Origin of the sequence: Sphingobium sp. B11D3D, from assembly GCF_025961755.1 — a bacterium.
GTDB lineage: Bacteria > Pseudomonadota > Alphaproteobacteria > Sphingomonadales > Sphingomonadaceae > Sphingobium.
The window spans coordinates 3,297,464-3,323,372 of the sequence record NZ_JAOQOG010000001.1 but is presented as its reverse complement, the minus strand read 5'-3'; the positions used below and the strand labels follow the sequence as shown (position 1 = coordinate 3,323,372).

General features: G+C 62.9%; 21 protein-coding genes. 12 read left to right on the top strand and 9 right to left on the bottom strand.

Annotated features, from left to right (window positions below; translation table 11 throughout):
• The first annotated feature begins 98 nt into the window (after positions 1-98).
• The 3 genes from M2334_RS15505 to M2334_RS15495 all read left to right on the top strand — a co-directional run bounded on the left by M2334_RS15505 (position 99) and on the right by M2334_RS15495 (position 2,285).
• The gene (locus tag M2334_RS15505) at positions 99-398 is read left to right on the top strand and encodes an antibiotic biosynthesis monooxygenase family protein (protein ID WP_264574298.1); all 300 of its coding nucleotides are present in this window, start codon (positions 99-101) and stop codon (positions 396-398) included.
• Between the two features lie 142 nt (positions 399-540).
• Positions 541-1,569, top strand: a complete 1,029-nt coding sequence (locus tag M2334_RS15500; protein WP_264574299.1) for a 6-bladed beta-propeller — start codon at positions 541-543, stop codon at positions 1,567-1,569.
• A complete protein-coding gene (locus M2334_RS15495; RefSeq protein ID WP_264605888.1) occupies positions 1,569-2,285 on the top strand; it encodes a ThuA domain-containing protein in 717 nt (238 codons plus the stop codon). The genes M2334_RS15500 and M2334_RS15495 overlap by 1 nt, the downstream gene beginning before the upstream one ends.
• A 15-nt stretch (positions 2,286-2,300) precedes the next feature.
• On the opposite strand, the gene M2334_RS15490 is transcribed toward M2334_RS15495, so the two are convergent.
• Positions 2,301-3,356: a mandelate racemase/muconate lactonizing enzyme family protein gene (locus M2334_RS15490; RefSeq protein ID WP_264586431.1), complete on the bottom strand. Its 1,056-nt coding sequence runs from the start codon at positions 3,354-3,356 to the stop codon at positions 2,301-2,303.
• Positions 3,357-3,554: 198 nt separating this feature from the next.
• On the opposite strand from M2334_RS15490, the gene M2334_RS15485 reads away from it, so the two are divergent.
• Genes M2334_RS15485 through M2334_RS15475 form a run of 3 tightly spaced genes read left to right on the top strand, consistent with a single transcriptional unit; the run spans position 3,555 to position 8,162 of the window.
• Entirely contained in the window at positions 3,555-6,116 is a 2,562-nt protein-coding gene (locus tag M2334_RS15485) for a TonB-dependent receptor (protein ID WP_264605887.1), read from the top strand.
• A 59-nt stretch (positions 6,117-6,175) separates the two neighbouring features.
• Positions 6,176-7,381, top strand: a complete 1,206-nt coding sequence (locus M2334_RS15480) for a cobalamin-independent methionine synthase II family protein (protein ID WP_264577957.1) — start codon at positions 6,176-6,178, stop codon at positions 7,379-7,381.
• A 34-nt stretch (positions 7,382-7,415) separates the two neighbouring features.
• Complete coding sequence (locus M2334_RS15475; protein ID WP_264586434.1) at positions 7,416-8,162, top strand: SDR family oxidoreductase; 747 nt, start codon at positions 7,416-7,418, stop codon at positions 8,160-8,162.
• Positions 8,163-8,231: 69 nt separating this feature from the next.
• Here the strand turns inward: M2334_RS15475 and M2334_RS15470 are convergent, their stop codons facing one another.
• Both M2334_RS15470 and M2334_RS15465 read right to left on the bottom strand, forming a co-directional pair.
• Complete coding sequence (locus M2334_RS15470; RefSeq protein ID WP_264605886.1) at positions 8,232-9,140, bottom strand: helix-turn-helix domain-containing protein; 909 nt, start codon at positions 9,138-9,140, stop codon at positions 8,232-8,234.
• 138 nt (positions 9,141-9,278) lie between these two features.
• On the bottom strand, positions 9,279-10,007 hold the full coding sequence (locus tag M2334_RS15465) for a GntR family transcriptional regulator (RefSeq protein ID WP_264605885.1): 729 nt from the start codon (positions 10,005-10,007) through the stop codon (positions 9,279-9,281).
• 243 nt (positions 10,008-10,250) lie between these two features.
• Between M2334_RS15465 and M2334_RS15460 the strand changes: the two genes are divergently transcribed.
• Positions 10,251-11,438 carry a hypothetical protein gene (locus M2334_RS15460; RefSeq protein ID WP_264605884.1) on the top strand — a complete coding sequence of 396 codons (1,188 nt, stop codon included), beginning with the start codon at positions 10,251-10,253 and terminating at the stop codon, positions 11,436-11,438.
• Between the two features lie 283 nt (positions 11,439-11,721).
• Entirely contained in the window at positions 11,722-12,732 is a 1,011-nt protein-coding gene (locus tag M2334_RS15455; protein ID WP_264606100.1) for an MBL fold metallo-hydrolase, read from the top strand.
• A gap of 226 nt (positions 12,733-12,958) precedes the next feature.
• Here M2334_RS15455 and M2334_RS15450 read toward each other — a convergent pair whose 3' ends face one another.
• On the bottom strand, positions 12,959-14,086 hold the full coding sequence (locus M2334_RS15450; RefSeq protein ID WP_264605883.1) for a pyridoxal phosphate-dependent aminotransferase: 1,128 nt from the start codon (positions 14,084-14,086) through the stop codon (positions 12,959-12,961).
• A gap of 410 nt (positions 14,087-14,496) precedes the next feature.
• On the opposite strand from M2334_RS15450, the gene M2334_RS15445 reads away from it, so the two are divergent.
• Complete coding sequence (locus M2334_RS15445; protein ID WP_264605882.1) at positions 14,497-15,663, top strand: MalY/PatB family protein; 1,167 nt, start codon at positions 14,497-14,499, stop codon at positions 15,661-15,663.
• Between the two features lie 28 nt (positions 15,664-15,691).
• Here M2334_RS15445 and M2334_RS15440 read toward each other — a convergent pair whose 3' ends face one another.
• Positions 15,692-16,624 (bottom strand): LysR family transcriptional regulator, encoded by a 933-nt coding sequence (locus M2334_RS15440; protein WP_264595236.1) that lies wholly within the window; start codon positions 16,622-16,624, stop codon positions 15,692-15,694.
• A 488-nt stretch (positions 16,625-17,112) separates the two neighbouring features.
• Here M2334_RS15440 and M2334_RS15435 point away from each other — a divergent pair, with 488 nt between their 5' ends.
• The 3 genes from M2334_RS15435 to M2334_RS15425 are packed head-to-tail and all read left to right on the top strand — an operon-like array spanning position 17,113 to position 20,696.
• Positions 17,113-18,363: a spinster family MFS transporter gene (locus M2334_RS15435; protein WP_264605881.1), complete on the top strand. Its 1,251-nt coding sequence runs from the start codon at positions 17,113-17,115 to the stop codon at positions 18,361-18,363.
• A gap of 10 nt (positions 18,364-18,373) precedes the next feature.
• Positions 18,374-18,895 carry a c-type cytochrome gene (locus M2334_RS15430; RefSeq protein WP_264595234.1) on the top strand — a complete coding sequence of 174 codons (522 nt, stop codon included), beginning with the start codon at positions 18,374-18,376 and terminating at the stop codon, positions 18,893-18,895.
• Between the two features lie 37 nt (positions 18,896-18,932).
• Positions 18,933-20,696, top strand: a complete 1,764-nt coding sequence (locus M2334_RS15425) for a pyrroloquinoline quinone-dependent dehydrogenase (protein ID WP_264595233.1) — start codon at positions 18,933-18,935, stop codon at positions 20,694-20,696.
• Between the two features lie 18 nt (positions 20,697-20,714).
• On the opposite strand, the gene M2334_RS15420 is transcribed toward M2334_RS15425, so the two are convergent.
• The 4 genes from M2334_RS15420 to M2334_RS15405 form a co-directional block, all read right to left on the bottom strand.
• Positions 20,715-21,599, bottom strand: coding sequence for an MBL fold metallo-hydrolase (locus M2334_RS15420; RefSeq protein WP_264595232.1), 885 nt, complete (start codon positions 21,597-21,599; stop codon positions 20,715-20,717).
• Positions 21,600-21,661: 62 nt separating this feature from the next.
• Complete coding sequence (locus M2334_RS15415) at positions 21,662-22,411, bottom strand: glutathione S-transferase family protein (protein WP_264605880.1); 750 nt, start codon at positions 22,409-22,411, stop codon at positions 21,662-21,664.
• Between the two features lie 67 nt (positions 22,412-22,478).
• Positions 22,479-23,336, bottom strand: a complete 858-nt coding sequence (sseA, locus tag M2334_RS15410) for a 3-mercaptopyruvate sulfurtransferase (RefSeq protein ID WP_264595230.1) — start codon at positions 23,334-23,336, stop codon at positions 22,479-22,481.
• A gap of 117 nt (positions 23,337-23,453) precedes the next feature.
• Positions 23,454-25,775 carry a TonB-dependent receptor gene (locus M2334_RS15405; protein WP_264595229.1) on the bottom strand — a complete coding sequence of 774 codons (2,322 nt, stop codon included), beginning with the start codon at positions 25,773-25,775 and terminating at the stop codon, positions 23,454-23,456.
• Positions 25,776-25,909: the final 134 nt, after the last annotated feature.

Below are 25,909 nucleotides of genomic sequence, written 5' to 3'. Positions count from 1 at the left end.
GGGCGTAGAAAGGCACAGCGAACTTCCGCGACGGATAAGCGCGGGCCGGTGGCCATGGGCAGTCATGGCCGCTGGCAGCAACGTCGACAGAGAAGATCATGATCACCGAAATCGCACATCTCACCATCGATCCGGCGAAGGCAGAGGCTTTCGAGCTGGCCGTGGCCCAGGCGGCGGCTATTTTGCGGGCCGCCAAGGGCTCACACAGTATGACACTTGAGCGGGTGATCGAAGACCCGGCCCGTTATCGCCTGCGCGTGGAATGGGACAGCGTCGAAGACCATATGGTCGGCTTCCGGGAGTCCGACGGCTTCCACCAGTGGCGGGCGCTCGCCGGCCCTTATTTCGTCGAACCGCCCTTTGTGGAGCATAGCCAGACGGTCGGCCGCTTTTTCTGATCTCGCCGCCGCATACCGCGAGGGGCAGCATCATTTTCCGGCCCGGGCAAGTGGCTCCGGGGAGTGCATCCTAGGTTGCGGTCCTGTCCTCCCCCTTTCAGGCCGCCTTGTTCCGTGCGGACGGCCCACACAGGAAGAAACCATGTCCACTGGCTCAATCACATTCGAAGTCGTGCCCAATTGGGAAAAATGTCCTGCCGGTGATGAATTCAGCCATGAGGACGTAGCCGGCGTCGCTTGCGATTCCCGGGACAGGGTCTTCCTCCACACCCGCAAGGGAGAGCGGGTGATGGTGTATGATTCAGACGGCAACTTCCTCTACAAATGGGGCGATGGCGTGTTCAATCGCGCCCATGGCATCACCATCCATGACGACCTGGTCTACTGCACCGACGATCAGGACAGCGTGGTGCGGGTGTTCGACCTGGAGGGGAATTTCCAGTGGATGCTGGGCGAACCGCGCAAGGTCAGCGATACCGGCTATGGATCGATCAAAGGCCGGAGGCCGCAGATCCATCACAATGAGTATGTGGAGCGCTCTGCGGATGGCTTCAACTGCTGCTGCAATGTGTGCATCGCGCAGAACAAGGACATGTTCGTCGCGGACGGATATGGCAATGCGCGCATCCATCATTTCTCGCCCAAAGGCGAACTGCTCAATAGTTGGGGCGAGGTGGGGACCGGCCCGGGCGAATTTCATCTCCCCCACGGCATCGCGCTCGATCGTCAGGAAAATGTGATCGTCTGCGACCGCGAGAACGACCGCCTGCAGTTCTTCGACCGCTCCGGCAAGTTCATCGCCATCTGGGATGACGTGCTGCGCCCGACGGACGTCGTGGTGGACGACGAGGGGCTGATTTACGTCTCCGAACTCTGGCGGCCGATGGAAGCCGGCCAAGGGTCTTTTACGCATGGCTTTGCGGACAGGGATCTGCCCGGCCGCGTGACGGTGTTTGCGCCGCAGGGCAATATCGTCGCGCGATGGGGCGCCGATTCCAACGCCCGCTCGGCCCCGGGCAACTTTATCGCGCCGCACGCCCTGGCGCTGGATTCGCAAGGCAGCCTCTATGTGGCCGAGGTTTCGGTCTCCTTTGGCTCCGGCTTCAATCGCATCGCGCGCGAGGCGTGCATCGATCACCAGATCCAGAAGTTCCGCAGGGTCGATCGCTGATGGCGCTGCCGCTGCTCGCAAACCTGGTTTGCGGAAGCCCCCATCGCAATCACGACTTTGATTACGCCCGGATCAACCTGGCGCAGGCGCTGTATGATGCCGGCGGCATTCGCACAGATTGCTTCATCGATTATGAGAATGTGGATGCATGGGCGCGCTGCGACATGGTTGTCAGCTACACCTCGCAAGTGCCGGTCTCGGAAGCGGCGTCGAGCGCCATGCGGGCCTTTCTGGAGCGCGGTGGACGCTGGTTCGCGCTCCATGCCAGCAATTCGGTGGGGGACAATCAGATTGTGCCGCAGATCATGGGCACGCGGTTCATAACGCACCCGCTCTATCAGCGTTTTCGCGTGGACATCGCCCATCCGGATGACCCACTGTTGGAGGGAATTGCGCCGTTCCAGATCGACGACGAGCTCTACTGCGTCGAGACAGTGCGCGATGATATCGAGGTTTTGCTGCAATGCCACTGGGGCGGCGAGGCCTTTGGCGGGCGCATGATGGAAACCAAGAATTGGCCGTTGATGTATCGGCGCCATGTCGGCGAGGGTGGCCTGCTGTATCTGGCTCTGGGGCACGCCAATCGCCCCTATGACAAACCCTTTGCGGATCGGCCCGACCAGCCCGATCATCGCGGCCCTTGGCAGGACCCCGTGTTCAAGACGTTGATCCAGCGCGGCGTGGAGTGGGCCGCGCGGCGGCGTCCTTTCGCCTAGAGCAGAGCCGGTGCTTCAGGCGCCGGGGCCGTTCCGCTCCAGCACATCCTCATCCAAGCTTAGCCCGAGGCCGGGCCGATTGGACAGGATCAGATCGCCATCCTCGATCTGTAGTTTCTCGCGGAACAGCGGTTGCGCCCAAGGGACAAGACCTACGATCAATCCATTTGGGACGGCGGCGATTGCATGGCTGAGTGTTTCAGGCGCGAGGTGGTTCACCACGGGCAGTCCGTAGGCCTGCGCCATATGGGCGACCTTGAGGAAGCCCGTGAGCCCGAGGTCCTGGTCGATCATCACATAATCGCTGCCGCGCTTCTCCATCAGGGCGCGAAATTCGTGGGGGTGCTGGAACACTTCGCCGGCGCAGATCGCCTGCCTCGTGTTGGCCCGCACGAAGGCCATGTCGTCATAATCATGATAGGCGACGGGGTCTTCGATCCAATAGAGATCGTCAGCCTCCGTCTCGCGCGCGAAATGCAGCGCCTGCTTGGCTGTCCACTGAAAATTGCCATCAACGATGATGCGTACGTCCCGCCCGGCGCATGACCGCACGAAGTGGACATGCTCGATTGCCGTCGCCAGCGGGGCGAAGCCGACCGGACATTTGATCGCCCGAAACCCCCGGCCAAGGAGGTCGGCGATGTGGGCGGCGAGCGCGTCCTTGGGCGGCCCGGGCATCAGTCCCCAATTGGCGGACACGGGCAACCGATTGCGAAACCCGCCCATCAGTTTCCAGACCGGCTGACCGACCGCCTTTCCCTTGATGTCCCAAAGGGCGACATCGATTGCGCTGGCGGCGCGCAACTCCAGCCCGCTGACCGGCGCGCCGAGGAGGGGGCGTGTGAGCCGGTCGTGAATGGGTTCGACCTCCGCCTCATGCCCTATGAGGCTCTCGACCATCGCTTCGATCAGCAGAATGAGGGGCTTGAGCGTGCGCGGGTTCACCCGGCTGACAGAGCCGATGCCCTCGATGCCTTGGTCGGTCATCAGGCGCAGCACGATGTGCGTTCCCGCCATCACGCCTTCGAAATTGACCGTCGCACCCATCACCTTGCCGCCGGTGATCTTCATTCCCGCTCTCCTGATCGACCCCGGCACCGTGCCCAGAGTTCGGGCGCCTGTCTGCATCGCCGATGGGGCGCGGGCAATAAAGAGCCGACTGTCCCGGCCAATCCGCAAGGCAAACTTCCGAAACGGATAAGTGCGCGCAGGCCCACCTCATATGGTTTAGGTCCCGAGGCAAAGAAAAGCGGGGTTCAGGAGGGTGAAATGCGGAAGGCTATTAGCAAGAAGGCGGGGATGATGTTGACCGGCATGTTGCTTGCGACGGTGAGCGCCGGCGCAGCGGCGCAGGCGCAGCAGACGCAAGGCACAACCGATCGGGCCAGCGCGGCGGGGAATGGCCTTTCCGATATCGTCGTGACCGCCACCCGGCAGCAGACCAATGTGCAGGATACGCCGATTGCGATCACCGCCGTCACGGGCGACACGCTCGCCACACGCGGTATCCAGTCGGCAGCTGAGATTTCGCAGGTCGTGCCCAACGCCACCTTCTCGCGGGCGCAGGGTGCCTTCGGCCCGGGGGTGACGACCTATATTCGCGGCATCGGTTCGCGCGATACGAGCCTAGCCGGTGAGGCCGCCGTCGCTTTCTATATCGATGACATCTACTATCCGCTTCTGCTCGGCGCCAATTTCGACTTGCTCGATCTGGAGCATGTCGAGGTGTTGCGCGGCCCGCAGGGCACGCTGTTCGGGCGCAACGCGCTCGCCGGTGGCGTCGTTCTCGTCAGCAAGCAGCCCAGCCTCACCGAGGCCTCCGGCTTCGTGGACGTCACGGTCGGCGCTTACAAACGCCGCGATTTCCGCGCCGGAATCAACCTGCCGATCGTGGCGGACAAGCTCGGCATGTCGCTCTCCGTGCTCTCCAAGAAGCGCGACGGATTTGTGAAGCGGCTCGATTTCCGGTGTCAGATGGAGGCCAATGGCACGCCGCAACTCGCGGGACGCATCCCCTATGTCGACCAGACGCTGGCCTCTTCTCCCACCAACCGGCCTGATGATTGTCAGGTCGGGACGCTGGGTGGCGAAGACGTGCGCGCGGTGCGGGGCGCGTTGAAATTCCAGCCGAGCGACGGCATCCGCTTCACTCTGTCCGCCGATTATATCCAGGATCAGTCGGAGAATGTCGCCGATACTCTGATCGCGACTAATGCCTCTCGCGCCGCGACGCGCGCGTCCTGGGTCGGGCAGGCCAACCTGCTGGGCGTGGCCTATGATAACAGGTTTCTGACCGGCAACCGCTTCTCCACTTATGCGACCTATTGCGATCCGGTTGGCGCCGGTGCGGTGGTTGCCGGCAGCACCTTCTACAACGGCAATCCCAATCATGGCGGGGTTTGCTACAGCCCGCGCGTGGATGTCGTGAACTGGGGCGTTTCCGGCAAGCTGTCCATCGACCTGACGAGCGATATCGAATTCACCGGCATCCTTGGCTATCGCAATTTCAGCGACACGCATGCGTTCGATACCGATGGCTCGCCGTTGGTGCAGGAACACACGCTGGCGACGATCACCTCCCGATATATCAGTGCGGAAGCCCGGCTTTCCGGGCGCCACCAGTGGCTGGATTGGGTTGCCGGAGTCTTCCTGTTCGATGCCGATGGCCGCAATCGGGCCGTCACCTACTCACCGTGGAACGGTTTCCTCAAATATCAGAACACGACCTACGAGCCCACCAGCAAGGCGGTGTTCGCAAATGTCACTGTGCGTCCGTTCGAGCGCCTGTCCGTCGTGTTGGGCGGCCGCTACTCGAAGGATGCGAAGGACGTGCATTATTCCAATCTGGACGATCGCGATCCGGGCAATCCGAACTTCTCCCAGAACCTGACGTTCAATGTCAAACCCGAGGAGAGCCGCTTCGACTGGAAGGCCGGGCTGACCTATGAACTCAATGCCCAGACCATCGCGTATGTGTCGGCGGCCACCGGCTCGCAAGCCCCTGGCTTCAATGGGCGGCCGCTGCAGCCTTCGCAGAATCAGCAATATCCCGGCGATCGCACGCAGGCCTATGAACTCGGCATCAAGACCGAGTTTCTCGACCGACGGGTGCGCCTGAACGCGGTGGCCTTCTACACCGATTACAAGACGCGCATCTTCGGCCTGAGCGGGCAGGAAGCGCAGATCGGCACCAACGGTGGCCCATTGCCGGGCACACAGATCGTCATTCCCGATGTCGCTAATGGCAATGGCATTACCACCTGTCGTGCCCGCACGCCTGCGGAGGCCGCAGCCGGGCAAGGCGTGCAGTGCATCGGCAGGACGTTCTTCGTGAACCTGCCGGGCAAGGCCAAAGGCTTCGAGCTGGAGCTCGAAGCGAGGCCTGTCGAGGGGCTGCTGATCAATGGGTCGCTGGGCTATTCGCAATTCACCTCGCCCGACCTCAACGCGCCGGGGCGGATAACCAACCGCCTGACCGCCGTTGGCATCGGCATCCCAGAATGGACGGCCAATGCAGGAATCGAATATCGCGTTCCGGTTCCGTCGCTGGCAGGCTCGGTCACGCCGCGGCTGGACTGGTTCTACACTGGCAGCATTCCGTTCGATGCGGTCGATCCCGCCTATTTCCAGAAGGCCTATTCGACCTTCAACGGACGCCTGACGTACCAGAATGACGATCTTGGCCTGTCCGTTTCGCTGGGTGCGACGAACCTCACCAACAAGGCCTATTATCGCAACTACTTCATCTACAGCAGCATTGGTTTCGCCAGCAGTCAGGGCCAGCCTGCCGCGCCGCGCGAGTGGTACCTCAAGGTCAGCAAGACTTTCTAATTCAACGCGCAGTCCTCGCCGGCAGCGCTGGCGAGGACCGCCATGGAGATTGATTTGATATGAGACGTTCTACCGACCACATTCTGAGCAGCCACGGCGGCAACTTGCCCCGGCCCGCCAAGCTGGACGTGCTGCTGGCGAAGGCCGACGATCATCGCGCCGAGATCGACGAGCAACTGCCGCTGGCGGTGCAGTGGGTGGTGGACAAGCAGATCGCCTGCGGTGTCGATATCGTTAACGATGGCGAATATGTCAAAGCCGCCAATATGGGCCATTATGTAGGCTATATTCAGGCCCGCATCACCGGCTTTGGGCAACGCGAACGGCCCGAAGGCCTCGCACCCAAACGCGCATTTGTGGCCGAGCGGGATCGCCGCGATTTCCCCGGCTTCTATGAGTCCGGCCTGTGGTTCGCCGGCTCGGGCGGCCCGGTGCGTCCCGGCTTTTCCAAGCCCGGCGTCGTGCCCCAGCCCTCGAAGACGGAAGCGATCTGCGATGGGCCGGTCACCTATATCGGTCAGGAAGCAATCCAGAAGGATATTGCGGCGCTCAAAAAGGCGCTGGTCGGCAAGGATGGCGCGGACGGCTTCATCGCGGCGCTCGGCCCGCTCAGCCTCGGCGCCGGCACCCGCAACCTGCATTATCGGGACGAGCGCGACTATATGATGGCGGTCGCGGCGACTATGCGCGAGGAATATAAGGCGATCACCGATGCGGGCCTGATCGTTCAGATCGACGAGCCCGAGTTCGCGACGGCGTGGATGTTCTACCCCGACTGGAGCGTCGAGGAATATCGCGATTATCTGCGCTTCTGCGTGGAGGTCATCAATCACGCGCTGGAAGGATTGCCCGAGGAGCAGGTCCGTTTCCACATGTGCTGGGGCAGTGGCCACCGTCCGCATGTGAACGATATCGGCTTTGAGCACATCGCCGACCTGATGCTGATGATCAACGCGCAGACCTACACGTTCGAGGCGAGCAATCCGCGCCATGCTCACGAGTATCGCGTGTTCGAGACGCTCAAGCTGCCCGATGGCAAGATTCTCGCGCCGGGAGTGGTGGGGCATTACACCGATCTGGTCGAGCATCCGGAACTGGTCGCGGAGCGGCTGGTCAACTTCGCCAAGTTGGTCGGCATGGAGAATCTCCACGCCGGTACCGATTGTGGCATCGGGTCGCGCGTGGGGCATGAGGAGATCGTCTGGGCTAAGCTGTCGGCCATGGCGGAAGGCTGCCGCATCGCCAGCAAACGCCTGAAATCCTGATTTGCGTATGGATGCCGAGCCAAGAGGATCAATCATGGTGGATCAAGGCGATCGCGGCGTATTTCTGGTGACTGGCGGAAGCCGGGGCATTGGAGCTGCCATCGCACGAGACGCCGCCAAGGCGGGCTACCATGTGTTGCTCACCTATGCCGGCCGAGCGAACATGGCGGCGGCCGTGGTGGATGCCATTCGGGCGGAAGGCGGAAGGGCGCAGGCGGTCCAGGCGGATACTGGTGTTGCCGGCGACATCACCACGCTCTTTGCGGCCGTCGATCAGGTCGGCCCGCTGGCGGCGCTGGTCTATAATGGCGGCATCGTCGGTGAATCCTCGGCACTTGTGGACGCGAGCGACGACCTCCTGGCCAAGGTGGTGGATGTCAATCTCACCGGCGCCTTGCTGTGTGCGCGGGAGGCCGTGAGTCGCATGTCCACCGCGAACGGCGGGGGAGGAGGCTCGATTGTGCTGATCTCGTCGCGCGCTGCGCTCTATGGGGCGCCCGGCGAGCATGTCTGGTACGCGGCCACCAAGGGCGGAGTGGACAGCCTCGTACTGGGGCTCGCGCGCGAAGTCGCTCCGCAGGGCATTCGTGTCAACGCGGTGTCGCCCGGGCCGATCGACACCGAAATTCATGTCCCGGGGAAACTGGACCGGATCGCCTCGGCCTTGCCGATGCGCCGGGCCGGTCAGCCCGAGGAAGTCTCCGCCGCCGTCATGTTCCTGGTTTCCGACGCGGCCTCTTATGTGGCCGGGGCCAATATAGCCGTGGCCGGCGCGCGATAACGAGCGCGTAAATCCGTCATTCCGGAGTGGGGCTTATGCGCTCTCCTCCGGATGCCGCTGTTCCAAGATTTACTGCAACAGGGCCGGTTCTGCGCGCTCCGTCGCGTGTTTTAGGCGATACTGGCTGGGCGCCATGCCAAAATGCTGGCGAAACGTGCGCGTGAAATGCGGGGCGCTGTTGAATCCCCAGCTGAACGCAATCTCCGTAATGGATCGGCCCCGCCAGCGCTCGTCGCTGAACTGCCGCGCGCATTCCTCCAACCGCCGCCGCAGGATATAGGCCGATGGGGACTCGTCGCTTACCGCGAAGATCATGCGGAGGTAGCGGTCGGACAGCTTAAGCCGTTCCGCCACGAACGAGGGAGAGAGCGACGGGTCGCGCAGATTTTCCTCGATGAAAAGGCGGACTTTCCAGAAGCGCCGTTCCATCAGCGACGTCGCGGATGATGGTTCGTCCATGACTTCCGCGTAGGCGGTGGCCAGAACATCCAGCAAATGCGTGGCCACACGCTCGTTGAAGTGGAGACCGGGCCTTGTTTCGAGCTTGGCGGAGAGATCCTTCGCCATTGCCAGCGCGGTGGATGTCAGCCCCACATCGCCAGGAATGCGCTGGCCATAGAAGCTGTCGGGCACCGGAAAAATCTGCCGGATAGCGGTTGAGTTCACCCGGATCATGATCACTTGAGTCGGCTGCCCGAAGTGCAGGGTGTATTCGGCGCTGTGGTCGTACATGGTGATGTCACCGGGATATAGTTCGATCTGCCGGCCATAATGGCGCAGGCTGGCCCCACCGGACAGGACGAGGATGAAGGTCGATTGACGGTCGGCGGGGGTCAATGCGCCTTCCGGCCGGGAAATTGTCACGGAGCCGCACCGCATCTGGATCAGCAACAGCGGCCCGAGTTGTTCGGCCAAAAGCATGGAGTTTGGGATGCGGCTGTGCACCGTCACCTGCGCCCGCCCGCCTTTCCAGACCACGGGCGGTGCCTGACTGGGCTCAATGGCTCTCGCTCGACGCATAAAAGACGGTCCTCTCCACCGTTTTTCGTATTTCCTATACGATATCCTAGTTGCGCTGGCAGTCAATGGACCTGCGCAAGACGGTCCGCCACACGCCTAGCTTTGCTGCGGCTCTCCGATAAGCCGTTCATAGGAGTTGCCGATGTGCAACCGCATGGCGGCTTCGGCGCCGTCCGCGTCCCGACGGCTCAGCGCTTGCGCGATGAGCCCATGCTCGCGGCTGGCTTCGATCGCGACCTCGGTATTCGATTTCAGGCGAAAAATGTGGAGGTGCGCGTGCAGCCGTCCCAGCGTCTCCTGAATGATCGTATTGCCGCTGCCGCGCGCAATCATCTCGTGCAATTCTGCATCGCGATCGGCGTAGTCATCATAGCCGAAAACATGGGTCTGCGAGTCCATCAGCGCGACATGGCGTGTCAACGCGCGCATATCCCCCTCGGTCATGTTTAGCGCCGCATGTCGGGCGGCGTGCGGCTCCAGCAGCAATCGGACGGCGAAGAGATCGTCGATCTGCGTCCTGGAAAGCTGCGGCGCGCACCAATACCCGGCATAGAGGCGCCGCACGACCAGGCCGATCGCTTCCAGCATGCTCAAGGCCTCGCGGATCGGCGTTTGCGAAATGCCGAGTTCGCGGGCCAACTTGTCGATCGAGATCCGCGAGTCTGGCGGAATGCGCAGAGCCATGATGTCCGCGCGAATGATCTGGAACACGTCTTCGACCAGGCCGTGCCTGCGCTGGAGTTTGCGCCGGGCACGCACGGACGAGCGGGACGGTCGGGTGTCGGCGGCGCCTTCATCGGCAGGGAAGTCAGGGGGCGGGGTCATCGTCGGGCGTTTATAGCGTGCCGGGCCGGCGCTGTCCGGCAGAACGGCACGCCGCAGATGCTATCGCGCGTCCATGCCGGATTGGCGAAGCGGAAGTTCCGCCTGAGGCAAGTTGGAAAGGCCCGCAAACCGCGCTTCTCGGACGAGTGGGATGCAATGTGGTTTACCCGGCCATCCGTGGATGGACAATTCGCTCCGCCTGCGAACGGCAGGCAAAGGTCGCGAGGCGATAAGGGAGCGGATATGCAACTGACGAATAGAAACCGGCCCGACCGCGTGCCGGAGGATGCAGCACCCCAACCCTCCGGGCCGAAGCCGCGCTTCTACGACAGTCGCCAGAATTACCTGATGTTCGTGCACAGTTGTACCGAGAAGCTGGTGATCGCCGACCGCGTGGCGCAGGAGCTTGAGCATCTCGATCCGCAGCAGCCCGCACTGAGGTTCTTCGATGCCGGCGTTGGCGACGGCACCGTGATGTCGCGCCTACTGCGCGCCATCCACCGGCGCTTCCCGCGCTTGCCCTTCTATGTGGTCGGCAAGGAAATCAGCCTCGAGGATTTGCGCCTCGCGCTCGACAAGCTGCCGGATCGCTTCGTCGAGCATCCCGAAACGGTCGTGGCACTCACCAACATTTCCTATGCGGAGGCGCCCTGGCTGCGCCGGTCCCGTCCGCAGGCGCAGAAGGCGCTGGTCTGGAAGGACGTCGCATTGCACGGCGAGACCTCCGCCGACATGGAGCAGCAAATCCAGTCTCTCATGCCGTTTCTCGCGGACCATTGGCGGATGAAGGTCAACCCCGCGACGGGCGCATTGTCGCCAGAAACGCCGACTGTGCTCCTGCTCTATCGTGAAGCCTATCGGTTCATCCTCGACCGGGTCATTCCTCGCCCGGCCGCGACACGGGCCGATTTCGATTTGGTCCTGGCGAGCCAGCCCTTTCGCCTCAAGGCCGACGTGCAGTTCAAGGCTGAGCGCGTGCTGGCGCCGTTGGCGCGGGCCTTGCGCCCCGGCGGCCGACTGATCGTGGTGCAATCCGCCGGCGACGATCCGGCCATGGAGATCATTCGCAAGGTCTGGCCGGAGGAGCAGCCCTTTCCCTACGGCCGGCAGGACCTGATCCGGGCCACGCAAGCAGCCTTGTCCGGCGGCACCGCCCATTATGCCTTCGACACGCTTTCCGATGAAGCCGCGTCGATTCGCTTCGAAATGCACGTGCTGGGCAGCGAAGGCGACCGGGATGCCACGCTCATCGGTACGTCGGCGCTTTATTCCGCCTGGATCGCCGCAACCTATGTGGCGCAGATCGAGAACGAGCGCGTGGCCGAGCAAATGACAAGACCTGGCTATCTTACGGCCACCCGGGAGGTTCTGGCAAAGCACGGGCGCCTGTGGTTCCGGGACGAGTGTCTGGTCATCGAGCGGGTCGAGTGACGGGGGATGATGCTTGTCGCTGCGGTGTCGCGGGTTGACCCTGCCGTTTTCGTCAGAAATGCAGACGCACGGATAGGGCCAAATCGCAACCAATCACGTCTGACAGGACAGCTGGCTGGTCACTATAGAACGTCAGATCTCCTGCCCTGAGCGCTGGCGTCTCGCTCTGACGATCTCAACGCTGAGCAACCCGACGCCGGGCGGTCGCCCTCTCCTGACCGGACTTGATCTGCCACAGTGAAACGCCATTTGAGTGGCGCCGGATAGGGAGTCGGTGAACCACATGCCGAAGAACCGCTACTATAACGGCCCCGTCACCGATCATTTCGACGGTCTCCGCTTTCACAATTTGCGCGACGAACCAGAGACGGACCGCTCACTGCGGGACGTGATGCGTTGGAAGCGCAATGTCCCCGACAATCCTTGGCCCAAGTCCGTAGGAGTGAAGGCTGTCGTGCCGGACGAAAGAGTCGATGGCCTGCGTGTGACGATGATTGGCCACGCCACCCTGTTGATCCAGATCGGGGGCTACAATCTCGTCACAGACCCCGTCTGGTCCGATCGCGCCAGCCCGCTCTCGTTCGCCGGACCTCGACGCATCTGCGCGCCCGGCGTTGCGCTGGCGGACCTTCCCCCGCTCGACGCCGTGTTGCTCTCCCACAATCACTACGATCATCTCGACATCGCGACGCTCAAGGCGCTTCACAGTCGTCACCATCCGCTGATCGTCACGCCGCTGGGCAACGACTATATCGTCCGCAAGCACATTCCAGCCGCCCGCTTTGGCGTGGGAGACTGGGGCGACAGCATCGAGGTTGCGCCGGGCCTCGAGGTGCATATCGTGCCCGCACTCCACTGGTCGTCGCGCGGATGGCGCGACAGGCGCATGGCCTTGTGGGCGGGCTTCGTAATCGAGGCGGCCGGCAGGCTCGTCTACTTCGCCGGCGATACCGGCTATGGCACCGGCGGCATCTTTCGGCGGATGCGCGACCGTTTCGGCGCCATGGACCTCGCGATCATCCCGATCGGGGCCTATGATCCGCGCTGGTTCATGGCCACCCAGCACACCGATCCGGAGGAAGCGATCCAGATCATGCTGGACCTTGAAGCACGAGCCGCCATCGGCATGCACTGGGGCGCCTTCAAGCTCACCGACGAGCCATGGGACGAACCCCGGACGCGCTTGCAGGCCGGTTTGGTCGCGAGAGGGATCGATCCCACCTGCTTTCCGGCGCTCCGGGCGGGAGAAACTCGAGACCTGTCATTCATCGGCCTAGAATCCAGCGTGATGTGATTGACATAGGGACAAAGATCAAGCGCCCTCGAGCTGAACTCAGGTACATTGCCTACCTGATATTCTGCGCTCGACCAGAAGTCGATCGATGGCATGGACGGATTGCTGTCCCTCGGTGCCCTCATCACATCGATCACCAGGACAGGTCAAAGACCGTTATTTCCTTTTCTTGACGCGAAGGATCAATATGCGGCTACGAGATCTAACCACTCGGTGGATGTGACAGTTAAACCATTAATTCGATAATGTTCGGCAGCGCCTCGGCATAGCGTGCAACGTCGTGAAGATGACCGACGGAGACGCGGGAGTACTGCGTCCACTCACCGAACGCGCCCCGGATGACGATGTTGCGCTCGCGCATGGCGCGGTCGAGGGCGTCGGCATCCGGAACTTTGACGAAGACGAAATTGGTCTGGCTGGGCAGGGCGGTCAAACCGGCGCGGGCGACGGCATCCAGGATCATTTCGCGCCCCTCGCGGATCGAGGCGAGGGATGCGGCGAGGAAGGTCTCGTCATTGTAGCAGGCGATCGCGGCAGAGATGCCTGCGACGTTGCCGCCAAAACTCGTCATGTAGCTGCGGATGCGCGCGGCATTCTCTTCGCTGGTCAGCGCATAGCCGACGCGCAGCCCAGCCATGCCGTAGATTTTCGAGAAGGTCCGGGTGACGATCACATCTTCACCAGCGCGGACCAGATCGACCAGCGAGCTTTCCTCCGGCTGATCCGAGAGTTCGTTATAGGCTTCGTCCACCAGCAAGGTGGTGCCATTTTGAGAGACGGTGCGCGCGAAGGCGCGCAAGGCGGCGTTGTCTAGCGCCATGCCGGTCGGGTTGTTCGGGTTGACGAGGTGGACGAGCGCAACGTCTTCGCTGAGGTGGTCCGCCATGCCATCGAGATCGAAGTTCATGTCCGCGGCCAGCGGGACATAGATGCACGCGACGCCCTTGCGTTCCGCGAAGAGGATTGGCGCGTCCCAGAACAGGCTGGGGCAGATGATCGATCCCTTCTGCCCCCAGGCCAGCGCGGTTGCGCACAGGATTTCGGTCGATCCGGCGCCGAGCACGACCTGCGCGGGCGTCACGCCATGGCGCTCGGCGATCATCGAGGTGAGGTGGAAGACGCCGCGATCGGCATAATAGCAGCCGGACCGGGCCGTTTCAGCGAGCGCCTTGAGCGCACTGGGGGCGGGGCCGAACGGATTTTCGTTCCCCACGAGCCGCGCCTGGCCGGGGAGCGGCCCAAACAGGCTGGCGACTGGCGCATCGCGATCGGTCTGCAGGAAAGGAACATTCACGGCCCCGCCTTGAACCAGGCCAGGTGCCCGGGCCGGCGCGCGCTTCTTGTCCTGCATCATCTCGATATCTCCTAAGGTCTTTATTGTGCGATGGGGGCCCGCTGATGGGGACGGCCATCAGGCGCTAAGCTGGCGCAGAGGCGCGGCTAGGCGAAACCTGCCGCGCGCCCCTAAACAATGGCCTGAATTAGAAATTACGTTGATATTGAATGGTTTGATCGAAATGTTATTCGACGGGAATCTATGGCCCTGCCGGGGGACCGTCAAGAAAACGGCCATGAACCGGGCGCATAACCAATATCAGAATTCATCATTGGTGTTGGCCGAGGCAGCATCTCAATTTGAGGTGGATTATAAAGGCGATGGGCCAGCGTGATGTTTGCGCGGTTCATACGAGCCTGCACGCGTGTGACGGACGCTGAACGAAGCATCGTCATCCGCCGCGTACGGACAGTGGCTGAGGATGTACTGTGACTTTCATCGAAAAGACCGACCGCATTACCATTGACGATCTGCGCCGCACCGGTGCGACGAAATGGGCGGTGCAGGACGATCTGATCGGTGCCTTCGTCGCGGAGATGGACTTCGGCATCGCGCCCGTGATCACCAAGGCGCTGCATGAAATCGTCGACCAGGGGGCCTTCGGATATCTGCCGACCCGCTTCACCGCCGAGTTGCGGGCAGCAACGGCGCAGATGCTCCAGACGCGCCATGGCTGGACGGTCGAGCCCGCGGATGTGCGCGTGGTGCCGGATGTCATCAAGGCGCTGGAACTGGCGATCGAGCATCATTCGCGGGCCGGATCGAAAATCATCGTGCCGACCCCGTCCTACATGCCCTTCCTCTCGATCCCGCCGATGATGGGACGCGAGGTCATCGAAGTGCCTATGCTGTGTGAGGATGGGCATTATGCGCTCGATATGGCCGGCATCCAGGAGGCGTTCGATCAGGGCGGCAACCTGCTGATCCTGTGCAACCCCTATAATCCCGTGGGCCGTGTGTTCAGCCGCGCGGAGCTGGAAGCCGTTGCGGAACTGGTTGAGCGCAATGGTGGCCGGGTGTTCTCCGATGAGATTTGGGCGCCGCTGACCTATGCCGGCAACCGGCACCTGCCTTATGCCTCGGTCAATGAGGTTGCGGCGGGCCACACCATTACCGCGCTCTCCGCATCAAAGGCGTGGAACTTGCCGGGCCTGAAATGCGCGCAGGTGATCACGAGTAACGATGCGGATCGGGCGATCTGGAACAAGATCGGCTTTTTCGCGGCCCATGGCACCGCCAATCTCGGCGTCGTGGCCAATGCCGTGGCCTATCGCGAGGGCTTTCCCTGGCTGGAAGACGTGGCGGCCTATCTTGACCGGAACCGCAGGGCCATGGCGGACCTCGTTCACGATCTGCTGCCGGACGTGCACTACCATATGCCGGAGGGCACCTATGTCGGCTGGCTGGACTTTCGCGGGTCCGCTGTCGCCGACAATCCGGGTGCCTTCTTCAAGGAGAAGGCCGGCGTCTATCTCACCGAGGGCGTGACGTGTGGCGAGGACTTCGCAGGGTTCGCCCGCTTCATTTTCGCCACGCCCCTACCCATCATGCAAGAGGCAATGGACCGGATGAGCAAGGCGATGAAGGCGCTGTGATTGCGGCCGCCGGGATGGGTCTTCAGCCTCACCCGCCCCGGTTCTTCGTCGCGTCGTTGAACATGCCGAACATCGACTTGCGCAGCCATGAGACGAGCGGATCATTGTTATAGCGGCGGTGCCAATATTGCAGCACCTCGATGGTGCCGGTATCGAAATCCAGCTCCAATATCTTGATATCGTGGATCTTCTTCATGAAGGTGGCGAGCGATCGCGGGTAAAGCGCGATCAGCGTCTTGTCATTCGAGACGATGAAGGGCGTCGCGCTTGCATTGGGCGTGATGATCCGGGAGTTGCGGCGCAGGCCCCGACTGTCGAGCATATGATCAACCCGTGTCTTGGCGGCGGACCGAATCTGGTGGATGACATGATCGGCAGCGGCGTAGTCCGCCATCGTCATCACGCCGTCATAGGGATAGTCGGTCGCGCAGATGACGACCATGTCGTCGTCGTAGAGCTTCTGGCACATCAAATCGAGCGAGGGCGAGGCGATGAAGCCCACATAAAGATCGAGCTTGCCGTCCAGCAGTTCCTGCTCGGCTTCATGGGCAAGGCTCATGACTGTCTGAATCTTGCAGCTCGGCGCCGTGTTGCGGACGAACTCGAGCAGGGTCGGCATCAGCATGATCTCGCCGACATCGCCGAGCGCAAGATGCAGGGTCCGCTCGGCCAGTTCCGGCTGGAAGGATGCAGTCGAGAGCAGGATATTCCCTGCCGATTGAAGAATCTCGTTGATCGGCCCCGCCAGTTCCAGCGCTTTTGGGGTTGGCATCATGCGGTTGCGCGTCTTGACGAACAGCTCATCCCCTAGCAGGCGGCGCAACCGGGTGAGCGCGTGACTGGCCGAGCTTTGCGACATGGACAGCTCGTCGGCGGCGGCGCTGACACTCTGATGCTCCAGTACAGCACCCAGCACGACCAGCAGGTTCAGATCGAAATTGCGAAGCTTGCCATATTCCATATCCGCTCCTTATTCCGTCGCAGTCGCTTGCGCGAGGCTTCAGCGTTATCCTCTTTGCCGGCAAAGGCCAGCGCCCACGATGCGACAGGCTCGGCCGCGCAGAGGGGCGCTCTTGTTTAGCTGATTTGACTGCTCATCGAAGGCCCGGTGCTATGCAGCAGGTCGATGACCAATATGGATCAGGCGCCATGGTGGGCGCCGCGGCGCCATGTTAGCCATCGGGAAAATATCATCCGGGCGATCGCACATCCCACCCAATTGCCTTCGCCGTGCATGATGGACAATGAGGGGCTGCAGCCCGACCTGAGAGGATGACGACCGTATGAGCGGAGTTGGATTTAGCGGCGTATCTGCGCATCGCATCGCCCCCGTTTCATATCGAGTTTGAAGGCCGTTCTATGTCATCGATCCCTTCTTCAGCCGCCGCACCGGCCGCTCTTGACGCCTCAGTATCGCGCGATGGCGGGTGGACCCCCCGGTCGATCTATATGCTCGCCTTGCTCACCCTGGCTTATGCCTTCAACTATTTCGACCGGCTGCTGATCTCGCTGCTCTTCCCGCTCATTCAGGCGGACCTCAAGCTGACCGACACAGAGCTGGGTCTGATCACCGGCGTTGCCTTCGTGCTGATCTATGCGGTGATGGGCCTTCCCATTGCGCGGCTGGCGGACCGGTGGAACCGCAAGATGATCATTGGCATCGGCTTCTCCTTCTGGAGCGCGATGACGCTGGCGACGGGCTTCGTGACCAATGTGTGGCAGATGGCGGCGGCGCGCTTTTTGATGGGCGCCGGCGAGGCTGCGGGGACGCCGCCCTCCACCTCGCTGCTCTCCGACATTTTCGACAAGAAGCATCGGCCGCTGGCCTTCTCCATCATGGCATCCGGCACCGCCATATCCGGGCTGGTGTTCACGCCCATCGCGGGGTGGATGGGGCATCTTTATGGATGGCGCGTCGTCTATTGGGTGGCCGGTTGCGTGGGCCTGGGCCTGGGTCTGCTGATGATGCTGACGGTGCGCGAGCCGCAGCGTGGCCGCTTTGATGACAAGGCGCCGGATGGCGAGGCCGCCAAGCCGACATTCAAGAGTTCGCTGGCCTTCCTGCTCAAGCGCCGCACTTATGTGTTTGCGACACTCGGCGCCGCCTTGGTGACGATCTCCTTCTATGCGCACATCGTTTGGAGCACGACCTTCATGCTGCGCGTGCACGGCATGAGCGTGGCGGAGAGCGCCAGCCTGCTCGGCCCCATTCGGGGTATTTCCGGCCTTGTCGGGGCGATCGGTGGCGGCATCCTGCTCGCACGCCTGCTGCGCTATGACGAGCGCTGGCGGATTTGGCTCCCGGCTCTGTGCTTCACCGCCGTGGGCCTTTCGCAATATGTCTTTCTCTTCTCGACGAATATCCTTTTCGTGGCGATCGGGGCGGCCATCGACAGCGTCGCCGCGAGCATGATGGTGCCATTGCTGTCCCTGTTGCTGATTCAGGTGATGCCGGTGCCGATCCGCTCCTTCGGCATGGCGCTCTACGTCCTCTCCATCGCCATTCTCGGCCAGATCATCGGCCCGCTGGGCGTCGGCATCCTCAACGACCAGCTGGCGACGATCTGGCAGGATGAGGCGATCCGCTATTCCATGGCGATCACGGCGTTTGTGGGGGTGATTGCAGGCCCGATCATGCTGCGGGCCGGGCGCCATCTCTCCAGTGACACAGCCGAAGCGCGGACATGGTCCGGTGCGTGAGGGCAGAACCATGAGCCGAACAGATTTCGTCCGGATATCGGCTGTGTCCCTCGCGGCTGTGGTTCTCGCAGCCTCCACGATTGCTGCCAGCGAACCGGCCGTGACCGTGTTCACGGCCGAGCAGGCGAGCGCGGGCGAAAAGGCCTATAACAGCCAGTGCGCGATGTGCCACGGCGCGGAACTGCGCGGTCCCAATGCGCCCGGCCTTGTCGGCACGGATGTGATGCAGAATTTCGACACGGTGGCAGGGCTATATACCTACATCAGCACAGCAATGCCGCCGCAGGCGCCCGGGCGACTTGCCGAGCAGGATTATCTGAACATCGTCGCCTATATCCTCAAGGCGAACGGCGCCCGCGCCGGCGCAGTGCCGCTGATGGCGGAACCGCACGCGATGAAGGGCATGTCCCTTGCAGCCATTGCCGGCGCGCATGGCAGCCCGGCCCCATCTGCATCCAGCGCCCTACACGAAGCGCCTGAGGCCGTGCCGCAAGCCTACACCTGGGGCAAGACACTGCCGAGCGTGAAGTGATCCTGCCGCACCCGGTTGCTCAGATATGGAGTTTATAATGAGCAAGCCTTCTCTTGCTGCAATGACCTGGGCCGCTTTGGCCTTGGCGGGTCTTTCAATGCCGTCCCACGCGCAAGGCGTGAGGGCGCGCTACGAGCCGGTCACCGACCAGATGCTGCGCGATCCGCCGGCAGGCGAGTGGCTCTCCTGGCGTCGCACGATCGACAATCAGGGATATAGCCCGCTCGCGCAGATCGACCGCGAGACGGTCGGCCAGTTGCAGCTCGTCTGGGCGTGGCCGATGGCTGATGTGGGCGTGCAGGAAACAGCGCCGCTGATGCATGACGGCATCCTCTTCCTGCAGACCAACAACAATATCGTCCAGGCGCTGGATGCCCGGACCGGCGACCTGATCTGGGAATATCGCCCGGCCCTCGCCAAGATTCCCGCCGACTGGAGCTATCAGGCCTATCAGAGCCGCCGCCAGAAGAACTCCATCGCGCTCTATGAGGATAGCGTGGTGCTCACCACGGTTGATGCGCGCATCATCATATTGGATGCGCGGACGGGCGAGGTCCGTCGCGAGGTGCAGGCTCTCGATTACCGCAAGGGCTATAGCTACACGGTCGGCCCGCTCGTCGTGAACGGCAAGATCATCTCGGCGATTTCCGGCTGCTCTACCGCCGGGTCGGCGGGCGGCTGCTACATCATGGCGCACGACTTCGAGACGCTCAAGGAGCTGTGGCGGGTCAACACCATCGATGATCCCGCCAATCCGGCGCAGGGCAAGAGCTGGGGCGCGGTGCCGCCGGCCAATCGCTGGGGCGGCACGCCCTGGGCAACCGGCTCCTACGATCCGCGGACGAACACCACCTTCTGGGGCACCGGCGGCCCCGGCCCTTATTCGGAGCTGATCCGCGGCACCGGCAAGGGCAATGTCCTCTACACCAATTCGACGCTGGCAATCGATGCCGATACCGGCAAGATCAAATGGTATTACCAGCATCTCCCCCGCGACAACTGGGATCTGGACAGCCCCTTCGAGCGCGTGCTGGTCGATGTGCCGGAGGGCGGCAAGCTGCGTCGCCTGATGATCTCCGTCGCGGGCAAGAACGGCATCTTCTTTGCGCTGGATCGAGATACGGGGAAATATCTTTGGTCGAAGGAGACGGTGTTCCAAAATGCCGTCTCGCGCATCGATCCGGACGGGACGGTTCATCCCAATGAGGCGATGATCATCAAGGCGCTGGGCGAGGAAGTGAATATCTGCACCTCGATTTCCGGCGGGAAATTGTGGCAGGCGGGCGCCTACAGCCCGCTGACCGGGCAGTTCTACGTGCCGCTGACCGAGGCGTGCAATACCATCTCGGCAACTCAGACCAAGTTCACGGCCGGCAACATCATCGCGTCCATGAAGTTTGGGCCGCGCACCTTGCCTGAAGGCGTGACGGATGCGGGACTGGTCGAGGCGATCAATGTCGGCGCGCGCAAACCGAGCGTCGAGGGCTGGAAGGCGCGGCAGCGCACCGTCCCGACATCCTCGCTGCTGGCGACCGGCGGCGGGCTGGTGATCGGCGGCGACGCGGGTCGCTTCGTCAAGGCGTGGGACCAGAAGACCGGCGAAGTGCTCTGGCAGCAGCGGCTCAATGCGCCGGTCGGCGGCTCGCCGATGACCTATGAGCTGGACGGCGAGCAATATCTCGCCGTCCCCACCGGCTATAGCGTTTCGGCAAGCTCCATCGCGGCGACTTTTCCGGAAACACCGCTGCCCTCCGGCGCGGGCAACTCGATCTTCGTGTTCAAGCTGCCGGCGAAGAAATGACCTGCCTGAACAACGTCCTTAAAAGGCGTTGATGGGAATCTTGAGGTAGCGCACGCCATTGCCTTCGGGGTTGGGCAGGCGCCCGCCCTGCATGTTCACCTGAATGGATGGCATCAGGAGCTGAGGCATGGCAAGCGACCTGTCGCGGGCCTCCCGCATCGCGACGAAACTGTCCTCATCGATGCCGTCCCGCACATGGACATTCGCCGCGCGCTGGGCGGCCACGGTCGTTTCCCAGCAAAAGCTGTCCCGGCCGGGTGCTTTATAATCATGGCAGAGGAACAGCCGCGTCTCGGCGGGCAGGGCGAGGAGGCGGCGGATCGAGCGGAACAGGGTGCGCGCATCCCCACCGGGGAAGTCCGCGCGGGCCGTGCCGTAATCCGGCATGAACAGCGTGTCGCCGACAAAGGCGGCGTCGCCGATGAGAAAGGCGAGGTCGGCGGGGGTGTGGCCGGGCACATGCAGAACCTGGCAGTCGAGATTGCCCAGCGGCAGGCTGTCACCATCCTCGAGCAGCCGGTCAAACTGCGAGCCATCCCGTGCGAAATCGCTGCCGGCGTTGAATAGCTGCCCAAACAGCGCCTGCACGGTGATGATCGCGCGGCTGACCGCCAACTGGCCGCCAAGCCGCCCTTGAAGATAGGGCGCCGCCGAGAGGTGATCGGCATGGATATGGGTTTCCAGATGCCAGGCGACCGTCAGTCCGGCTTCGACCACATGCGCGGCGATGGCATCGGCTGAGGTGAACGCCGTGCGCCCCGATGCTGCATCGAAATCCAGCACGCTGTCGATGATCGCTGCTTGCCCGGAGAGCTGATCATGCACGACATAGCTGACGGTAAAGCTCGGCTCATGGAAAAAGGCGGCGATCCGGGGACCGCCGCGCGCTTGGCATATCGTCATGCTTGTTGGTCTCGACTGGGCGCGGACAGCCGGCGAACCGGCCGTCCACGGACCGGATTTGTTCAGGCGGCCGGCATCTTCAGGCCGAAGATCGAATGCAGGCCGGGATGGCGACCGATGCCGCCGAACAGATCGCAGCCGCGCTCATACCAGTCGCGCAGGAAGTCATCCTCGGGCAGGGGCGGCGTCTTCGCGACGGAGGCGGCCCACAGGAAGATGGAGAGCGCGGAATAATCGGCAAAGTCCGGCGCCTCGCCGCCGAGCCAGCGGCGCTCGCGCAGCACTTCGCGCAGCGGCTCGAGCTGCGGCACGACCAGCGGCAGGCGCTCTTCCCGTCCGGCCTGCGCGTCCTCCAGCGTGCGTCCGCCCAGAAAGTCCCGCTCGCGGCTTTCGCGCACATAGGGGCGATCTTCCGGCAGTGAAAGATCGTGATAGTCGAGGATGTAGCAGTGGAACCAGGGCTTGATCGCGGTAGCCCACAGCCAGGTGTCGAGGAACTTCACATAATTATGATGGTCCGGATTGCGGAACAGCATCGGGCGGTCGGGGTAAGTGCGGTCGAGATAATCCGCGACGACGAAATCGCCGCTGCGCAGGCTTTCGAACACCCATGTGTCACCATCGCTGATGCCGGGATGAAAATCCGTGCGGCCGCCCGTGCGGCGCGAGAGCGAGGTAAAGCCACCCTCGCTCATCTCGGCCTCCAGCCCCTTGTGGGCCACGGCATATTTGGCCTGCCAGCAGAACGGGCTGATCGTGGCGCCGGTGACGAGATTGAGGTCGTAGATGCGAATGGGGTTGGTCTGGGTCATGGCACTCTCTTTCGCCGGCCGAGGGGCGTGGCGGGGTTTGTTCGAGGGGAAGTCTGCTGCCGTCCGCTCAGGCGGAAGCAGGTTTCGCGGGGCCTTTGGCCTTGGGCAGGGACGGGTCGGCACCCCATTCCGTCCAGCTTCCATCGTAAAGCGCGACATCCTCCTTGCCGATCCGCTCCAGGGCGAGGGCGAGCGCGCAGGCGACGACACCGCCGCCGCAACTGGTTATGATCGGTTTTGAAAGGTCGACGCCCGCGTTCGCGAACACGCCCTTGAGCGCTTCATCATTCTTGAATGTCCCGTCCGCCTCGAACAGATCCCAGAAGGGCACGTTGATCGAGCCGGGCACATGGCCGGATGCAACGGCGGGATTGGGGTCTTCATCCGCGCCGCTGAAGTGGGCAGCGCCGCGGCCGTCGATATGCTGGGCGGTCTTGTCCTCGATGTTGCGCAGAACGTCCGCCTTGTCACGCAGGCGCGCCGCATCGAACGACGCCGTGAAGGTGCTCGGCGTCCGCGTCTCGATGCCCGTGGCGAGCGGCCGTCCCTCGGCCTTCCATTTCGCCAGACCGCCATCGAGCATGGCGACGTTCGGCAGGCCGTACATGCGGAACATGAACCAGGCCCGCGCCGCCGTCTTCACCACGCTGTCATCATAGATGACGATGCGCTGATCGGCAGAAATGCCCAGTTCGCGCATCCGGGCCGAAAACTGCTCGGCTTGCGGCATCGTATTATCGATGGGGGAGGCGGCATCGACCAGATGAAGCAGATCGAGAAACACCGCGCCCGGAATGTGCCCGGCTTCATATTCGGCGGCGGACTGCCGCTCCGGCTCGAAATGGTGCCGCGTCGCATCGACGATGCAGAGATCGGGAGCGCCAAGCTGCTCGGCGAGCCATTGAGTGGAAACGAGATTGTCCATGGCGGTCCTCATCGATGCCGGGCGACCCGTGTTTCGCGATGCGTCGCCATGCTGTTGTGCCGGTCAGGCAAAATCCGGGGCCTGTGACGGCCCCGGACCTGAACTTTCATTGTCTGCTCAGAACTCGTAGCGGGCGGTGACGGCCCACTCGCGCGGTCTGGACGGGGTGGCCTGGATGCCGGCCGTCGAGGTCGGGCCAATGCCGGTATAATAGAAGGTGTCGGTCAGGTTGCTGACGGACGCCGAGAGCGTCAGCCCGCTCGCATCCGGCTGCCAGCTCACCCGCGCCCCAAGCAGGCCATAGCCCGGCTGGGACTGGCTGAGCGTGTTGCGCAGATCGTACCAGATGCGGCTGCGCCAGTTCCAGTCGGCCCGCAGGCTCACATCGCCAGCGGAGCCGAGGTCGATGTCATACTGCGCCGCGACGGCATAGTTGAATGCCGGAGCGCCGACCGGCTCGCAGGTCGCGCACGGGCCGTTGGGAACAGCCGCCGCCGCGCCCAGATCGGTATACTCAAAGTCATTGTACCCCAACATGCCGTTCAGGGTCAGGCCCTGCGTGGGCCGCACCGTCACCTCGGCTTCCACACCGCGAATGCGGGCGGTGCCGGCATTGGTGCGCAGCGAGTTGGGAACGCCGTTGAGATCCGGCACGATAGCGGTGACCTGACGGTTGGTGAAGTCCGTCTGGAAGACCGCGAAATTGGCCTGCACGGCGCGATCCAGCACGTTGAGCTTCGCGCCCAGCTCGTAGGACGTCACCGTCTCCGGCAGCACGGCGGTCACCTGCGCCGCGCTGAGCGGACGCGGATTGAAGCCGCCCGAGCGGAAGCCGCTGGACACCGAGCCGTACAGAAACACGTCTTCGCTGGCCTTGAAGTCCAGACCGACGCGATAGTCGACACGATCATAGGCGACATCGGCCGTGGTGTAAGCGAAGGGCCGCGTGCCGGTCTCGTAATAGAGACGGTCGAACACATAGTCCTTCTTCTCGTTGCTGTAGCGCAGGCCGCCGTTCAGCTTGAGCTGATCGGTGAGCGCAAAGGCGACATGCGCGAAGGCCGAGTAGTTCTTGCTCTTCGAGATATCCTTGGTGAACTGGGTCAGGTTGAGCGTGGCGAAGTAGACCCAACTGTCATAATTGCCGGTCGCCGTGTAATAATAGCCGCCCAGGGTCCAATCCAGCCGGTCATCCATCATCAGGCCGGACAGGCGGACTTCCTGGCTGAACTGGTGGTGGCCCAGAGTCTCCGCGCTGCCGCCCAGGTCCATCGGCGAGCCATCGCCATCGCGCCCGAAGAAGCCGTCATATTTCCGCCACGCCGTGATCGAGGTGAGGCTGATATTCTCGCCCAGCTTCCAGTCGATCTTCCCGGTGATGCCCCACTGATCGAGATTGCTCTCATTGGGCAGGGCCAGACCGTTGCGGCCGGGCTGATAGGCGGCATAGGTCGTGTAGGGCGAGTTGGTGATGAAGCGGCTGTCGTAGGGAATCCCGTACAGCGGCACGCCGATGGTGGCATTGTAGCTTGCCAGCGTCGGGCTGATGGTGAGTAGCTTGTAAGCGCTCTGCGCCGTATGATCGCGGGAATAATCGCCCGTCACGGTCACTTCGAGATCATCGCTCACCAGCGCGCGCAGAGAGGCCCGCGCCGCCTTGGTGTTGATGTTGCCGAGCTTGCCGGCCTCGCATCCGGATTCCGTCGTTCTCTGACGCAGCAGGTAGGACAGCGGCGCCGTGCCCGCGCCGGTGCTGCCGGGGTTGGCGCAGGCGAAGTCCAGCACGGACATATAGCCCTCGCGGCTCAGCGAGGCGCCCGAAACGCGCAGGAAGACGCGGTCCTTGATGAGCGATGCATCGAACGCGCCGCGCACGTCCATGCGGTCGTAGCTGCCTGCGGTCGCCTCGACATAGCCGGTGTTGCTGCCGGTCGCCTGCTTGGAAACGAGGCGCAGCGCACCGCCGAGCGAGTTCTTGCCGAACAGCGTGCCCTGCGGACCGCGCAGCACTTCCGCGCGCTCCAGATCGAGCAGGCCAAGCACGCCGCCGAACACCGTGCCGTGATACACGTCGTCAACATAGACGCCGATCGCAGGCTCGATGGTGAACTGATAGTCGGACTCGCCGATGCCACGGATGGTCGACTGGAGCGACTTGCCAAAGGCAGCGCTGCCTTCCCGCAGATAGATGTTCGGCGTGGTGTTGGACAGCGCGGTTACGTCCCGCGCATCGCGCGCCACCAGTTCGTCGCCGGTGACGGCGGTGATGGCGATCGGCACGGTCTGCAGGCGTTCCTCGCGGAAGCGCGCCGTCACCACGATGTCACCGTCGGTTCTGGCCGTCTCGGCCGCATCCTGCGCGATGGCAGGCGCCGCGACGCACAGGCTTGCCAGCACGGCTGCCGATGCAGAACAACCAAAAATCGTCTTGAGCCCCATATCACTCTCCCTTGAAATCGCTGCTACTCTAAGCGCCGCTCTTTGGGCGGTAGCTTGGCTGGCGCGTGGGCCGCGGCTGACGAGCCGGCGGCGTGTCGATCCAACGATGGGCGGATATCATCGCTCCTGAACAG